This window comes from Ruegeria sp. CDSC051 (genome assembly GCF_059610665.1).
Map to the genome: position 1 here is coordinate 1 of NZ_JBXWOC010000014.1, position 14,560 is coordinate 14,560.

The 14,560-nt window shown below is 55.2% G+C and carries 14 protein-coding genes; 5 read left to right on the plus strand and 9 right to left on the minus strand.

What is annotated here, in order from left to right; all coding sequences use genetic code 11:
• The coding region (locus AC2FH0_RS20410; protein WP_496693117.1) for a DUF6512 family protein at positions 1–552 on the minus strand (552 nt) is incomplete at its 3' end.
• 322 nt (positions 553–874) lie between these two features.
• Here AC2FH0_RS20410 and AC2FH0_RS20415 point away from each other — a divergent pair.
• Positions 875–1,213: a c-type cytochrome gene (locus AC2FH0_RS20415; protein WP_496693116.1), complete on the plus strand. Its 339-nt coding sequence runs from the start codon at positions 875–877 to the stop codon at positions 1,211–1,213.
• A gap of 351 nt (positions 1,214–1,564) precedes the next feature.
• Entirely contained in the window at positions 1,565–2,047 is a 483-nt protein-coding gene (locus AC2FH0_RS20420) for a c-type cytochrome (protein WP_496703743.1), read from the plus strand.
• A 140-nt stretch (positions 2,048–2,187) separates the two neighbouring features.
• Here the strand turns inward: AC2FH0_RS20420 and AC2FH0_RS20425 are convergent, their stop codons facing one another.
• On the minus strand, positions 2,188–2,556 hold the full coding sequence (locus tag AC2FH0_RS20425; RefSeq protein WP_282022420.1) for a hypothetical protein: 369 nt from the start codon (positions 2,554–2,556) through the stop codon (positions 2,188–2,190).
• Between the two features lie 483 nt (positions 2,557–3,039).
• Here AC2FH0_RS20425 and AC2FH0_RS20430 point away from each other — a divergent pair, with 483 nt between their 5' ends.
• Together AC2FH0_RS20430 and AC2FH0_RS20435 are read left to right on the plus strand one after the other, a co-directional pair.
• Positions 3,040–3,774: a TetR/AcrR family transcriptional regulator gene (locus AC2FH0_RS20430; RefSeq protein ID WP_496790216.1), complete on the plus strand. Its 735-nt coding sequence runs from the start codon at positions 3,040–3,042 to the stop codon at positions 3,772–3,774.
• Between the two features lie 122 nt (positions 3,775–3,896).
• Positions 3,897–5,003: an alkene reductase gene (locus tag AC2FH0_RS20435; protein WP_496790217.1), complete on the plus strand. Its 1,107-nt coding sequence runs from the start codon at positions 3,897–3,899 to the stop codon at positions 5,001–5,003.
• Positions 5,004–5,474: 471 nt separating this feature from the next.
• On the opposite strand, the gene AC2FH0_RS20440 is transcribed toward AC2FH0_RS20435, so the two are convergent.
• The 7 genes from AC2FH0_RS20440 to AC2FH0_RS20470 all read right to left on the minus strand — a co-directional run bounded on the left by AC2FH0_RS20440 (position 5,475) and on the right by AC2FH0_RS20470 (position 13,009).
• Positions 5,475–6,986, minus strand: a complete 1,512-nt coding sequence (locus AC2FH0_RS20440) for a mannitol dehydrogenase family protein (RefSeq protein WP_496790218.1) — start codon at positions 6,984–6,986, stop codon at positions 5,475–5,477.
• The gene (locus tag AC2FH0_RS20445; protein ID WP_496790220.1) at positions 6,986–7,759 is read right to left on the minus strand and encodes an L-iditol 2-dehydrogenase; all 774 of its coding nucleotides are present in this window, start codon (positions 7,757–7,759) and stop codon (positions 6,986–6,988) included. Before AC2FH0_RS20445 ends, AC2FH0_RS20440 begins: the two co-directional genes overlap by 1 nt.
• Entirely contained in the window at positions 7,756–8,760 is a 1,005-nt protein-coding gene (locus tag AC2FH0_RS20450) for an ABC transporter ATP-binding protein (RefSeq protein ID WP_281973690.1), read from the minus strand. The genes AC2FH0_RS20445 and AC2FH0_RS20450 overlap by 4 nt, the downstream gene beginning before the upstream one ends.
• A 12-nt stretch (positions 8,761–8,772) precedes the next feature.
• Positions 8,773–9,603 (minus strand): carbohydrate ABC transporter permease, encoded by an 831-nt coding sequence (locus AC2FH0_RS20455; protein WP_142639541.1) that lies wholly within the window; start codon positions 9,601–9,603, stop codon positions 8,773–8,775.
• Positions 9,604–9,615: 12 nt separating this feature from the next.
• Positions 9,616–10,482, minus strand: coding sequence for a carbohydrate ABC transporter permease (locus tag AC2FH0_RS20460; RefSeq protein WP_142639539.1), 867 nt, complete (start codon positions 10,480–10,482; stop codon positions 9,616–9,618).
• Between the two features lie 107 nt (positions 10,483–10,589).
• Positions 10,590–11,891 (minus strand): ABC transporter substrate-binding protein, encoded by a 1,302-nt coding sequence (locus tag AC2FH0_RS20465; RefSeq protein WP_271951885.1) that lies wholly within the window; start codon positions 11,889–11,891, stop codon positions 10,590–10,592.
• A gap of 92 nt (positions 11,892–11,983) precedes the next feature.
• Positions 11,984–13,009, minus strand: a complete 1,026-nt coding sequence (locus AC2FH0_RS20470; RefSeq protein WP_271951883.1) for a LacI family DNA-binding transcriptional regulator — start codon at positions 13,007–13,009, stop codon at positions 11,984–11,986.
• A 114-nt stretch (positions 13,010–13,123) separates the two neighbouring features.
• Between AC2FH0_RS20470 and xylB the strand changes: the two genes are divergently transcribed.
• Positions 13,124–14,560 (plus strand): xylulokinase, encoded by a 1,437-nt coding sequence (xylB, locus tag AC2FH0_RS20475; protein WP_496709974.1) that lies wholly within the window; start codon positions 13,124–13,126, stop codon positions 14,558–14,560.

Consider the following 14,560-nt stretch of genomic DNA (forward strand, 5'->3'; position numbering starts at 1 on the left):
AAGCTGGCCTCCATCGCAGATACCGGCTTGAATAACGATCAGAGGTCGCTGTGAATCCCTTTCATCAACACGACCTAGGGTACTATAGGCGACGACTTGAACCCCAAAGAGAACCAGGCCGAATACATGGATGAGTTCACGAATTCGACCTTCATAATCAAGCATCAGAATTGACACGATCTGGCCGATGCAAATTGCTGCAACAAATAGTCCAATATCAAAAACCAAAAAGTTGCGCTCAAGTATCACTGTGTATGCCGTGAATACTGTCACAATCGAAATAGCAGTAATTGCGAGGCTAAATCCCTTAGCACTAAATACGTCCCTTCTTGTAAGTTGGGGTGGAAGCGGCATTAGGCAGGACCAAAAAAATCCTGGCCTAAAAGTCAGCTTTAAGTGTTCCCAAATTGACTCGTTGACAGCTGCCACAAGCGCCACTGGTGCCCAACTTCCCAGCAAAACATATGCAAAGTACAGCCCGGATCTGAGTAGGATCATCAGGATCGCCCCAATCGCTTCGAGCCAAACTATTCGGGAAGAGGGTTCCAGCATGTTTGGATCCCCCAATCCAGATTGTCGTATACTTTGCTTAGATTCTCAAAAGTGAAATGCCCACAGGACATAGAAGGTCTACAAATAGCTTTCACCGCCCATGGTGAGCGGCAATGCCCAAGTCCTTGTAAGAGTTTCTTAAAGTTGACCCTCATCGATTTTCAAACCGCAGTTGCGGTCATTGCCATGCGCTACAATAGACCGTAGGCTTGATTAAAAACCGGGGTAGAGCATGCACGCTAAAAGGTGGGTTATATTATCGGCTGGATTTATTGCTCTGGCCACGGCGTCGTGTTCAGACCTGTATCCTGACGCCGATGTCATGCCCACTCGCGCTGATGGAGCGGCCTTTTTCTCAGAAAACTGTACTTCTTGTCATGGTGTGGATGGTAGAGGCGGTGGCCCGGCAAGCAGCGGTCTTTCTGTTGCGCCAACAGATTTGACAACATTGAGCGCGAAGAACGGAGGCACTTTCCCTCAAGCACGCGCACTTAGCTACATCTACGGCGACCCGGAAAACAGCCATCTTGCTCGGGTTATGCCGGAGTTTGGCGGGGAAATGGTGGAAGACCTAGTTCCGGTTGAAATCGAGGGTGTCTTGACGCCCACTCCGCGGGAATTAGCGGGTTTATTGTTCTTCTTAGAAAGTATCCAACAGTAGATTAGTGATCTTGGCGTTAGATCAGAAATTGACAGTTTGTCGGTGTTCTGGATTTGCACCTTTTTTGACCAGGTGACTATTGCAGACCCAGCATTGTGAAGCGCCGTGGTCTGCTATGCGTAAGCAGTCACTCAAAATAATCTGGCCGAATTGGCGTGCCGAGCCCAATTCTGGCAAACTGCGAGTTGACATATGATTTATGTCAAAGAGCCGAGCACCGTCACATGCTAAATACCGAATGTTAAATGGTGAAGCTGTTCTGAGCTCGCTGCTGCCTGTCCCCATCAATCGGTTTTGGGCCACAGGATAGCGAACGTTATATGGTAAAGGACCGACGTTGACCGGAGGAAGATGTCGGTTCATTTTTGTTGTAGAAACTCTCGTTTAGCAAAGGACCTCCAGCTTATGAGGTACTTTATGATCGCTGCAAGCATGGGCATTTCTTCGGTTGCAACGATATCTGCGGCCGACGAGTTTTCGGACCTTGGGAAAGACCTTTTTGTCGAGCATTGCGCCAGGTGTCACGGAGTCGATGCGACAGGAGATGGGCCTGACGCCACTGATTTGAAAACACAGCCTGCTGATTTAACAAAGATTTCCGAACGCCGGGGGGGCGTGTGGCCCATGTTGGAGGTCATGTCGATCTTGGACGGTTATTTGAAATTACAAGAACCACGCGATGACATGCCGATAATCACCGAATTGAATGACGGCCCTGCTGTCGAATTCGATACGGGCAACGGTTTGGTTGCGCGTATTCCTTCCAGACTTATCGAAATTGCTGAGTATTTGGAGAGTATTCAGTCTCCGAAGCCGGAACGGTATGTTCCGTGAAGTTCTGCTCCACAGCTAAGTACGCTAAAGAGTGCTGCGTTGAGTGCCCTGATCTCGCTATTCTTGCCGGAGGCGGAAACAGCAAGGGAGACACGAATTTGCCAGATGCTGTACGACGTATGAGTGACCAGAAGCTAACACTAAGCTGCCATCAGACCACCAGCTTCGCCTGCGATATCGACTATGCAGTCATCGCCGGTCTGAATGCGATTTGCCGGACTTTCCCCTCGGAGTTCTGAATTGGGTGAGGTTAACCAGAATGCGCATTGCCACGGCGTCATTTCACGTGGCAGGGCTTTCAACACTTTTTCCATCAAAGGAAGCGGGGTTCCATCCTCAGCAAACTGGAAAGATGGATAGGCGTTGGCCCCTTTGTAAGGCAAAGAAAGTACCTTCCCGGTTCTTGTCCAGATATCGGCTATCCGCGTGATCTGCCAGGAGCCATTTTGCCATTGTGCGTGCACGCCGGCATCGTCCAACAACGAATACTCAAGCGCAAAATCATCCATCCGGATGTCATTGACTGCGCTACAATGTCCCTCGAAACTATGCAAATACATCTACTTACTCACCGAACTCGCTAACAACTCATGAAACGATACTGACAAGAAATCGTTCTAGCCAAAGTTAAGAAGTTCACATTGGGCGAATTAAACTTCAGCTAACCTCGTTTTTTTAATCTAGCGCGCTGAAATTATTGTTGGTTTGCTTACAATGGCTCGCCGTTCGTATGCTCGTAAAACCAGTTCTGAATTCGTGGCTTTGTTACTCATTGGGGTAGTAATCCTCACAAGTTGAGGGCATTGGCCATGGATCTACCGAACCAATCTCTGGTTTGTGAGTGATCAACATCTACGTATTGGACAAAGCCACCAGTCACTCTGTCCAGTGTTGGAAACGAGTACCGAGGGTGAACTTTCTTTTCTACGATCACGATCCTCTTCGTCTGACACTCCCGCAAAAAGACAAAAGGTCCCGATCCTAAGATTGGCGTGACACCAAGCGCGATGGGGAGGTTTTGCATTTCTACCGATCTAAATTCCTTTCTCAGGTCACAATACGGACTGATCATTCCAAAAATTCTCTACCGACACCTTGAATTTCTGGACCGACCATTCCACATCTTGCTCATGAGCAAAGAAACTCTCGCAGTTGGCGACATCAAATCAGCCGCAGGCCCGGGTAGGCCTCGCGCCTTTGATGAAGCTGAGGCTTTGGAAAAAGCCTTGTGCGTTTTTTGGCACAAGGGCTACGAGACCGCATCTGTGGATGATCTGACCAAGGCCATGGGTTTGAGCCGGTCCAGCTTCTATGGAACGTTCGTCAACAAGCAGACTTTGTTTCACAAAGCCCTCAGACACTATTCAAGGCGTGGTTTGAAAAATCTGCGTGACGTTGCAGATGCGGGCGGAAATGATCCCGTTGGTGCGATAATGGAAGCTTTGGCGAACCCGCAAGGCGGTCGTGACGGCTGCATGCTGATCAATTGCCTAACGGAACTTGCCCCGCATGACAATGAAGTGGCGGCTCTCGGGCGACAGCATTTGGAGAGTATTGACGAGATTATTGCAAGAGCGCTTGAGCCTTCGGATCCGGGACAGGTACTCGACAAGGCACGCGCCTTTGCCTCCCTTGCAATTGGCACGCTAGCCTTGCGCAAGGCGGGCATTCCCTCTGAGCAGATTTCGCAAACCCTGAAACAAGCCCGGTTGGTGATTTCGCCATAAGGCCTCCCGCTACAACAAGGAAATGAAACCTAACACAAACTCAATCAAGAGACAGTGACCCTAATATTGGACTAATTGGTCCAATAATATCTGAACGAAGTTTACCAAAGAAGGAAGCAGCAATGGCTGATGAAAAACTGTTCTCCGGCATCAAAGCTGGTGCAATCGAGCTGAAAAACCGCGTTGTCATGGCGCCACTGACCCGCAACCGGGCAAGAGCCGAAGATGACAGCGTCCATGAATTGCAGTCCAAGTACTACGTGCAACGGGCGGGTGCTGGATTGATCATCACGGAAGCTTCGCAAATCTCGCCCCAAGGCAAAGGCTATGCCTGGACACCTGGCATTTATTCCGAAGCACAGATCGACGGCTGGAGAAAAGTGACTGAGGCCGTCCATGCTGAGGGCGGCAAGATCGTGATCCAGCTTTGGCATGTGGGCCGGATTTCGCATACCAGCTTACAGCCGGATGGTGGTGCCCCTGTTGCGCCATCTGCGATCGGCGCTAAGGCCAAGACCTTTGATGGTGAGCAGTTCGTCGAAACATCCGAGCCGCGGGCTCTGGCCGTCGAAGAAATTGCTGGCATCGTTGCCGACTACCGGAGGGCCGCAGAAAACGCCAAGGAGGCCGGTTTCGACGGTGTCGAGGTCCATGCAGCCAACGGATACCTTATCGATCAGTTCCTGAGGGACGAGTCCAACAAGCGTGAAGACGAATACGGCGGTCCTGTCGAGAACAGAGCACGGTTTCTGAAAGAGGTGATGGACGCAGTTGTTGACGTGTGGGGCGCCGACCGTGTTGGTGTCCGCCTAAGCCCGTTCTCGGACGCCAACAACATCTCCGACAGCGACCCGCAGGCGACATTCACTCATGCGGTCAAATTGCTGAATGGCTATGGGCTGGCCTATCTCCATCTTGTGGAGGGACAGACCGGCGGCCCCCGCGATATTCCGGAAGGTGGCGATCTGAAGATGCTCTATGATCTGTTTGATGGCGCGAAAATGGGCAACAACGCTTATGACCGAGACATGGCGATTGAAGCGGTTGAAACCGGAGCCGTCGATCTGGTGGCCTTTGGTCGGCCGTTTATTTCCAATCCTGATCTTGTCAACCGGTTGGAGAAAGGCGCCGCTCTGAATGAGCTCGATCCAACCACGCTCTACGGCGGCAATGAAAAAGGGTACACCGACTACCCGGCACTGGAAGAGGAAGCTGTTGCTGCAGAGTGATACATCGCTCTTAACTCCGTAGTGACAAGCAATACCAAGCAAAGTGAGCGCGTCGGTTTGGACGCGCTCACTTGGCAATTACGGAGATATCCATTCTTGAAGCGAGGATCTATCACAAGCCCTCGAAAGAACTGCTTCCCTATGATCAGGGTCGAATATTTCCAATAAGAATTTACTCTTGATTGAGAAACGCCCGGTTTTAGTTGAAGAAGATGTGTGGTGACTACGATCAATTGAGCGCGTTTCTCGAACCGCGCAATGTTATGGGCAAATCGTGCAAACTTGTGCGCAAAAGTCTTCAATTTTTGTGAGTAAAATCGATGGCGGCGATGCCGCGTTATGAGAACACCTACAATTTTTATGGGTGCGCGCCAATTTGCAGTGTCAGAACCCCTGCGCCGCGTTTGCACGTGATACGTCACGGAACTGCGCGGTCTTGGCCCGCGACTGATCTCCATGTGTTTTGACCGGTTACTCTGACGCGGAGGTCTGCACGACGTAGTCTGCTATCGCAGCGCGGCTGCCATGTCTCCAGATCTTGGTCAGCCAAAAAGAAAAGGCCTGACCAAAGCGGGTATCTCGGCCAATCTCGCCGTAATACTGATCCTGCTCGATCCACAGTTTCGGGTCATCTCTGGACGCCAGCGCGATGTGCTGAAGAGCGGCCCAATGGGGGTCGTTTGGCGCAATTTCAGACCCATCCTCGCGCCTGCCTGCACACATCCGGCACCAGAATGCCTCGGCCAGGGCCAGCCCGCTGGGGGCAGGGCCCGAGGCAACTGCGTCACGCAGCGAAGGCAGCAAGAACCCGGGATGCCGTGAGGATCCGTCAAACGCGACACGGCGCGTGGTGTCATGGATGGCGGTGTTTGCAAATCGCTTTTCGACCAGATCAAGATATTCACTTGGTTTAGCGCCGGGGACAGCAGCGACATGCGGGAGGATTTCTTCTGCCTGAACTTTAGCGAAAAACGCCAGGATATCAGAGTCCTGCATGCATCGTGAAATCGTCGGGACGTTCAGGATTTCTCCGACATTCGCAAGCAGCTGATGACCGCCGTTCAAAATACGCAGTTTCATCGTCTCATAGCTATGAACATCGTGGGTCAGTGTGGCACCGACTTGTTCGAGCGGCGGACGCCCTGCGCAAAAATTGTCCTCGATCACCCATTGGCGAAAGTTTTCATGTGAGACAGGGACGCGGTCATCGATTCCAAGTCCGTGGCATTGCGAAACAACCTGCTCTGTCGTAGCGGGTACAATGCAATCCACCATCGAATTGGGAAATGCGCCATATCGGTCGATCCATGTGGCTAGATTCGGGTCAGACATACGCGCCAAACCAACAATGCAGTTTCGCAGGATCACCCCGTTGCCCTGAAGGTTGTCGCAGCTGAGCGTGGTAAAGGGTTTCAAACCCTCCTTCTTGCGCTGTCGAAGAGCTGCAACAATGGCGCCAAACGCGGTTCGCGGCTGGTCTGGATGGGCGGCATCGTATCGAATGTCTTCGTGATCGGCGTTGAACGCGCCGGTATTGGCGTCCAGAAAATAGCCGCCCTCGGTCACTGTAAGCGACACAATCCGGATGGACGGATCGGCCATCTGCCGGATCAGCGTCGCATTGCCCTCTTCGATTGGCAGGTAGTCGATCATGGCTCCGACAATTTCGGCGGATATTCCCTTTGGGTCCAGCTCGATCAGTGTTGTCAGAAAGTCCTGCGCCAGCAACCTCTCTCGCATTTCGGCATCATAGCTGCGGACACCGGCCCCGATGATCGCCCAGTCCAGTGCTTGGCCCTGTTGCATCAACTGGTGGATATACCAGGCCTGATGCGCGCGGTGAAAATTGCCCAGCCCGATATGGACGATGCCGGGTTTCAGGTCTGTGGGCAGGTAATTCGGTGTCCTGACAGTCGCAGGCATATCTGCAAAGCTGTCGCGCCGCAGCCGCACCGGGGGATTTGCGTTTGCCAGAGGGTTCATCAGCTCATCCAGTTCCCGCCGTCGACATTGTAGGTTTGCGCGACGATATACTGCGCCTCGTCCGAGGCCAGAAACACGGCCATTCCGGTCAGGTCTTCGGCACGGCCCATCCGTCCGTGCGGCACCGCTGCGGCTACTTCGCGTTTCTTCTGCCCGGGCTCTTTGCCCTCATGCTTTGCAAAAAAGGCGTCCACACCATCCCAGTGTTCGCCATCGACAACCCCCGGAGCAATGGCATTTACGTTGATGCCGTGTTGGATCAGGTTCAGCCCTGCAGATTGGGTAAGCGAAATGATAGCGGCTTTGCTTGCGCAATAGACGGCGACCAGAGGCTCGCCCCGTCGTCCGGCTTGCGATGCCATGTTGATGATCCGGCCTTTGGTCCCGTGTTCGATCATGTGGCGCGCGACGGCCTGCATCGTGAACAGGGCGCCTGAGACATTGATGTCGAAAACTCGGTTGTAGTCGGTGCGCTCGATTTCGATGATGGGTGCTGCGGTAAAGATGGCAGCGTTATTGATCAGAATGTCGATGGGACCGAAATGTGAAGCCGTCTTTGCCACCGCGGCATCGATGCTCTGCTGGTTGGTCACATCCGTCTCGATAGCCAAAGCGGCCTCACCGATTTCGGCGGCCGCGGCTTGCACGCGCGCGCCGTCAATGTCGGCCAGCGCGACACGGGCCCCTTCGGCAACATAGGCTTTGGCAAAGGCCAGTCCGATGCCACGCGCGGCCCCGGTAATCAGGGCGGTTTTACCGACCAGACGTGTCATTCGATCCGCAGGCCCTTTGCGTCAAACCGATGGATCACATCCGCGCGTGGCGTCAGATAGATGCGGTCGCCGTGGTTGAAGCCAACTTCACCCCCCGCTCGTACGGTGATCGTGTCCGCAAGGCCGGTTTCGTGAATGTGGAAGAACGTGTCCGAGCCCAGATGTTCGGAAACCCCAACCACCCCGGACCAGGTGCCGGAACTGTCGGATACCTCCAGATGCTCGGGGCGGACCCCGATCGTGTGGGCGTCATGTTTCGCGGCCTCTTCGCCCGCAATGAAGTTCATTTTGGGTGATCCGATAAAGCCCGCGACGAATAGGTTTCGAGGAGTTTTATACAGCTCGAGCGGGCTGCCCACCTGTTCGATCACACCGGCCTGCAGCACGACGATCTTGTCGGCCATCGTCATCGCCTCGACCTGGTCGTGGGTCACATAGATCATCGTGGTTGCAAGGCGCTTGTGCAGCTCGCTGATTTCAAGCCGCATTCCAACGCGCAAGGCGGCGTCGAGGTTCGAGAGTGGCTCGTCAAACAGAAACGCCGCAGGCTCACGTACGATGGCGCGGCCAATGGCAACGCGCTGGCGTTGACCCCCGGACAGTTGGCCCGGTCGGCGATCCAGGTAATCGGTCAGGTTCAGGACATCAGCAGCGCCTTCTACGCGGCGGTCAATCTCGGCCTGATCCAGTTTGGCCATGCGCAGCGGAAAGGCGATGTTCTTGCGCACCGTCATATGCGGGTAGAGCGCGTAGGATTGGAACACCATGGCCAGACCGCGCTTTGCGGGCGGGACATCGGTGGCGTCCGCCCCGTCAATGTCGATACTGCCCGAAGTGATGTCCTCGAGCCCGGCAATCAGCCGCAACAAGGTGGACTTGCCGCAGCCAGAGGGGCCGACGAAGACAGTGAACTCGCCATCTTGAATGGTCAGGTCCAGCGGCGGAATGACTTCAACGTCGCCAAATTTCTTGGTCACGGATTTGAGTTGAATGCGTCCCATGCGGAGTTTTCCTTATTTCACGGCGCCGAAGGTCAGGCCGCGGACAAGTTGTTTCTGGCTGAACCAGCCAAGGATCAGGATTGGTGCGATTGCCATGGTCGATGCCGCGCTGAGTTTGGCAAAGAACAGGCCCTCGGGGCTGGAATAGCTGGCGATGAAGGCCGTCAGCGGTGCCGCGTCGACTGCGGTCAGGTTGAGGGTCCAGAACGCCTCGTTCCAGGCGAGGATAAAGTTCAACAGGATGGTCGAGGCGATACCGGGCACCGCCATGGGCGTCAGCACATAGAGGATTTCCTCTTTCAGCGTTGCCCCGTCCATGCGGGCGGCTTCAAGAATCTCGCCGGGGATTTCGCGGAAATAGGTGTACAGCATCCAGACAATGATCGGCAGGTTGATCAGCATCAGAACCACAACCAGACCCGCGCGGCTGTCCAAAAGCCCAAGCCGGATGAACAGAAGGTAGATCGGGTATAGAACACCGACCGCAGGCAGCATCTTGGTGGACAGCATCCACAGCAGGATGTCTTTGGTGCGTTTTGACGGCACAAAGGCCATCGCCCAGGCGGCGGGCACCGCGATGATCACGCCCAATATGGTCGAACCACCCGCGATGATGACCGAATTCCACAGGAACCGCATATAGTCCGAGCGTTCCTGAACGATGGCATAGTTTTCCAGCGTCCAGTCAAAGTTCAGAAACAGCGGCGGGCTGGCGATGGCCTGTGCTTCGGTTTTGAAGCTGGTCAGGATGGTCCAGAGGATCGGGAAAAAGATCAGCAGCCCAACGGCCCATGCCAGGGCGGTGTTAAGCGACTTGCGACGGGGTGTAACTGAGCGGCTCATATCGTTACCTCCTCACGCGTCCAGGTTCTTGCCGACGATGCGCATCAGGAAGATCGCAACGATATTGGCAAGGATGATTGCATAGACACCTCCGGCTGATCCAAGGCCGACGTTCTGGCCCTCTAGCACGCGCTGGAAGATCAGGTAGGTGAGTGTACGGGTGCCGAAGGCGCCGCCGGTGGTCACGAAGATTTCGGCGAAGATCGACAGCAGGAAAATGGTCTGGATCAGGATCACGATGGTGATCGCGCGGCTTAGATGCGGCAGGATGATATGGTAAAAGCGCTTGAGCGGTGGCGCGCCGTCCATTTCTGCGGCCTCCAACTGTTCACTGTCCAGCGACTGGATCGCGGTCAGCAGGATCAGCGTCGCAAACGGCAGCCATTGCCACGATACGATCATGATGATTGACGTCATCGAAGCCTCGGATAGCCAGGAAACTGGCTCAGCCCCGAAAAAGCGCCACAGATGGGCCAGCAACCCGTTGACCGGGTCCATGAACATGTTTTTCCAGACCAATGCGGAAACGGTCGGCATCACAAAGAAAGGAGCGATCACTAGGATGCGGACAACGCCTTGGCCCCACATCGGCTGATCCAGCAGCATTGCCAGAAGGATGCCCAGAACAACCGTGATAGCAAGCACGCCGCCGACGATCATCAGCGTGGCCTGAACCGCGGGCCAGAAGGAACTGGAGGAGACGAACCGGACGTAGTTGTCCAAGCCGACCCATCCCAGATCACCGCCGCGCAGGGGCAGGTATTTCTTGAAGGAAAAATACAGCGTCATCGTCAGAGGCACGAGCATCCAGCCAAGAAGCAGGATCACTGCAGGTGCCATCATCAGGCGTGCAACTGATCGGGAATGTTGAGTAGCCATGACGCAAAACCTCTCTGTTCAGGCATAGCTCAGCCTGCGAGAAAAACGCGAGTTGTGGAAGGGTGAAGCGGGGGACAGACGTCTGTCCACCCGCTGGGAAGGAGGCCTTAGTAGCCTGCGGCTTCCATTTCTTCGGCAGTGAAGGCTTGCGCTTTGGCAAGAGCTTCTTCTACCGTTTGCTGCCCGGCATAAACTGCCGAGAACTCCTGGCTCACCTGCGTGGCGATACCTGCGAATTCCGGGATCGCTGCAAACTGAATACCAACGTAAGGCACTGGCTTTACAGTCGGATTGTTCGGATCAGCCGACAGGATCGAGTCCAACGTCATCTTGGCGAACGGAACCGCCTGATAGTCCGGATTTTCGTACAGCGACGTACGTGCGCCCGGAGGCACGTTGGCCCAGCCTTCGTTTTCGGCTACGAGTTCGATGTAGTCTTTGGATGTTGCCCACTCAATGAACTGTTTGGCCGAGTCTGCTTGTTCCGTACCAGCCGGAATTGCCAGAGCCCACGCCCACAACCAATTCGAGCGCTTGCCAAGCCCCGTGTCGGGTGCAAGTGCAAAGCCGACGCTATCCGCGACTGTCGAGTCGGTCGGGTTGGTCACGAAAGAGGCCGCAACCGTTGCGTCGATCCACATGCCGCATTTGCCCTGCTGGAACAACGACAGGTTTTCGTTAAATCCGTTAGTGGCGTAACCTGCGGGGCCGGACTCGTTCATCATACCCACGTAGAAGTTCAACGTGTCAGCCCATTCAGGCTGATCGAACTGCGGCTTCCAATCTTCATCAAACCAGCGCGCACCAAAGGAATTGGACATCGCTGTGATGAAAGCACCGCCTTCGCCCCAACCGGCCTTGCCGCGCAGGCAAATACCGTTGATATCAGCGTCGCGATCGGTCATCGCAGCAGCCGCTTCGCGGATGAACTCCCAAGTCGGAGCGTCCGGCATTTCCATACCCGCTTTTTCCATCAGGTCAGTGCGATACATGATCATCGAGCTTTCGCCGTAGAACGGAGCCGCGTAGAGCGTTCCATCATGGCTAAGGCCGCCTGACATGGCGGGCAGGATGTCACCTACGTCGTATTCATCCGACAGCCCGTCCAGGGGTACCAGCCAGCCGTTCGCGCCCCAGATCGGCGTCTCGTACATGCCGATGGTCATGATGTCGAATTGGCCACCTTTGGTCGTGATATCCGTTGTCACGCGCTGGCGCAGCACGTTTTCTTCCAACGTAACCCACTCGACATCGATGCCGGTCGCTTCGGTGAATTTATCGGTATAGCCCTGCATCCGGATCATGTCGCCGTTGTTCACGGTCGCTATTGTTAAGGTATCCGCTTGGGCTGCTGCCGTGGCGACGAAAGTCATTGCTGTCGCCGCACGAAGTGCGTTCTTGAGATACATCCTTGTCCTCCCTGAGCTTGGATGTTGTTTGGACAGGGTAAGGGGAAAATTGTCGCGGCGTCAATAAAAACTTTACGCGCGTTAATTTTTGATCATGCGGAGTCTCTCAAAACAAGTCGTGCAGGAAACAGTGTTTCCGTCCTCTCGTTAAATTTCCCTCCATTTTCAATGAGTTCAAAGAGAGTTTCGACGCTGCGCCCCGCTACATTGTCGTAGTCATGGGCGGCCGTTGTCAAAGACGGGCAGGTAAACCTTGAGAAGGGATGGTCATCGTTTGAAGCGACCCGCAACGCGCAGTCTTTCTTGCGACCGACCCGAATCCCTTGTTCGTAACATGCCGAAAGAAACCCGATTGCCAGGCGGTCGTTGCTGCATAAAACCGAATCCGTTTTCAGCTCTTGCCGCTCCAGAACTCCGGCGGCTCCATGTTTGCCAATCTCTTCAAATGCCCAACCCTGGCCGTCGATACTAATGACATGTGGTTCAAAGCCGAGCTGTTCCATCACTTCAATATAGGCGTGGCGCCGCTTATTAGCATTGGGGTTCGCTGGCGTTCGCATCTCAAAAAATGACGGCGGTTCGCCGGTGCGGGTCATGTATTCGACGGTTTGTGAGACGAAACTGAAATTGTCCGACCCGATAAAGGCCGCGCCCAGGCCTTCGAGATTACTGTCAAACAGGACGGTCGGCACATTGGCGCAAAACTTCTCGATCGCTGACCGATCCGAGGTGCGCCCCAAGGGCGCCAGCAGCACTCCAGCAGGCTTCATGGATTTCAACCCGTCGAGAATTTCGATTTCCAGCTTGGGATCACCATGCGAGCTGAACAGCGACGGGCGATACCCCGCAGCAATACAGCTTTGTTCCAGATAGCGCGCGATTTCGGCAAAGAACGGATCGGCAAGATAGGGAACCACGATGCCGATATTCTTGGTCAGCTTTCGGTTCTGGTTCACCGCATAGATGTTGGGGCGATAGTCGAAGCGCTCAAGCGCCTCTTCGATGCGGAGCCGTGTTGTGGGTCGAACGCTGTCCGGATCCTGAAAATACTTCGATACGGTGGGCCGAGAGATGCCGCTGAGGGCCGCAAACTCTTCCATGTTCCTGATCTTCGTCATGCCAGTCTGTTCGTCCACCTTGATCTTATCATAATTTTACATATTCTTTGCGCGCGCAAAAAAAATCAATAGCCTGGCCGGTGATATCGGAATTATGCAAGGCAAGGGGTGTGAATGTATCTTGGGATCGACATCGGAACGTCAGCGGTCAAACTCCTCTGCGCGGATGCCGGCCGAATTCTTGCGACCTCGTCAGTCGGCATCGGGACGTCGTCGCCACAGCCCGGCTGGTCCGAGCAGAACCCGGAGATTTGGTGGCAGGCGACGCGCGATGCGTTGGGCCTGCTTGCTGGCGAAATCTCCCTGTCGGATGTGAAAGCAGTCGGATTGTCGGGGCAGATGCACGGGGCCGTGCTGTTGGACCGCGACCAATGCCCCATCCGTCCGGCGATTCTGTGGAATGACAGCCGCGCGGTCCGCGAATGCGACGACATTCGCGCGGCACAGCCGCAGGTTGGTCACATCGTAGGCGTCCTGCCCTTGCCCGGCTTTACGGCGCCCAAGATTGCCTGGCTGAAACGGCATGAACCGCACAATTATGCCCGACTCTCCCATATCCTGCTGCCCAAGGATTATGTCGGCCTGCGTCTGCATGGAGAGCTGGCAACCGATACTTCCGATGCCGCAGGAACAATGTGGCTCGATCAGGCTTCACGCCGCTGGCATACCGGAATGGCGGAAGCCACGGATGTCGCTGTTGACTGGCTGCCGCAGATGTTCGACGGCCACAATGTCGTTGGCACGGTAACAGTTCGGGCTGCAGCTGAGACCGGATTGAACTCCGGCGTGCCTGTCGTGGCCGGGGGAGGGGATGCGGCAACCGGTGCGGTGTCATTGGGCGCAACTGAACCTGGACGTGGGTTTATCTCGTTGGGGACATCCGGTCAGTTGTTTGTTGCGGATCGTAAATACAAGCCCAACCCCGAACGCTATGTCCATGCGTTTGCGCATACATTGCCCGACCGCTGGTATCAAATGGCGGCGATGCTGAACGGGGCAAGGCCCATTTCGTGGATTGGTGATCAGCTGGGGCTTTCGGCTGCCGAGGTTGTCGGGCTTGCTGAAACCGTCAGCGGTGATCGCGTGCCCATTTTCCTGCCCTATCTGACAGGTGAGCGCAGCCCCCTTGGGGACCCGCATATCCGTGCCGGATTCTTTGGCCTCGAGGATGCCACCACACGTGCCGAGATCTGCCGTTCGGTGGTCGAGGCAATCGCCTTTTGTTTCGCTGATGCGGCGCAGAGCTTCGGCGACACGATAGACAATTTGCCCGAGCTTGCCGCCATAGGCGGGGGCAGCCAATCCGACCTGCTGCTGGGTCTGATCGCCGCTGTGACCGAAAAGCCCATCGTGCGTTCAGCGGGGGCGGAATCCGGCCCGGCCTATGGTGCCGCCCGGCTGGCAGCCTGTGCTGACGGCGCTCTGACCATTTCTGATCTGGCCGAGCAACCGGCGACCACCGACAGGTTCGAGCCTGCAGAAATGCATGCGTTATCTGAACGGCTGGGACGGTTTCGGCGGCTTTACACAGCCGTAAGCGCCGTGGACTGA

Excerpts from the sequence above, each read along its gene's own strand:
- AC2FH0_RS20465 (WP_271951885.1), bottom strand. The coding sequence starts at position 11,891 with ATGTATCTCAAGAACGCACTTCGTGCGGCGACAGCAATGACTTTCGTC.
- AC2FH0_RS20420 (WP_496703743.1), top strand. The coding sequence starts at position 1,565 with ATGTCGGTTCATTTTTGTTGTAGAAACTCTCGTTTAGCAAAGGACCTC.
- AC2FH0_RS20460 (WP_142639539.1), bottom strand. The coding sequence starts at position 10,482 with ATGGCTACTCAACATTCCCGATCAGTTGCACGCCTGATGATGGCACCT.
- xylB (WP_496709974.1), top strand. The coding sequence starts at position 13,124 with ATGTATCTTGGGATCGACATCGGAACGTCAGCGGTCAAACTCCTCTGC.
- AC2FH0_RS20455 (WP_142639541.1), bottom strand. The coding sequence starts at position 9,603 with ATGAGCCGCTCAGTTACACCCCGTCGCAAGTCGCTTAACACCGCCCTG.
- AC2FH0_RS20440 (WP_496790218.1), bottom strand. The coding sequence starts at position 6,986 with ATGAACCCTCTGGCAAACGCAAATCCCCCGGTGCGGCTGCGGCGCGAC.
- AC2FH0_RS20415 (WP_496693116.1), top strand. The coding sequence starts at position 875 with ATGCCCACTCGCGCTGATGGAGCGGCCTTTTTCTCAGAAAACTGTACT.
- AC2FH0_RS20435 (WP_496790217.1), top strand. The coding sequence starts at position 3,897 with ATGGCTGATGAAAAACTGTTCTCCGGCATCAAAGCTGGTGCAATCGAG.
- AC2FH0_RS20445 (WP_496790220.1), bottom strand. The coding sequence starts at position 7,759 with ATGACACGTCTGGTCGGTAAAACCGCCCTGATTACCGGGGCCGCGCGT.
- AC2FH0_RS20450 (WP_281973690.1), bottom strand. The coding sequence starts at position 8,760 with ATGGGACGCATTCAACTCAAATCCGTGACCAAGAAATTTGGCGACGTT.
- AC2FH0_RS20425 (WP_282022420.1), bottom strand. The coding sequence starts at position 2,556 with ATGGATGATTTTGCGCTTGAGTATTCGTTGTTGGACGATGCCGGCGTG.
- AC2FH0_RS20470 (WP_271951883.1), bottom strand. The coding sequence starts at position 13,009 with ATGACGAAGATCAGGAACATGGAAGAGTTTGCGGCCCTCAGCGGCATC.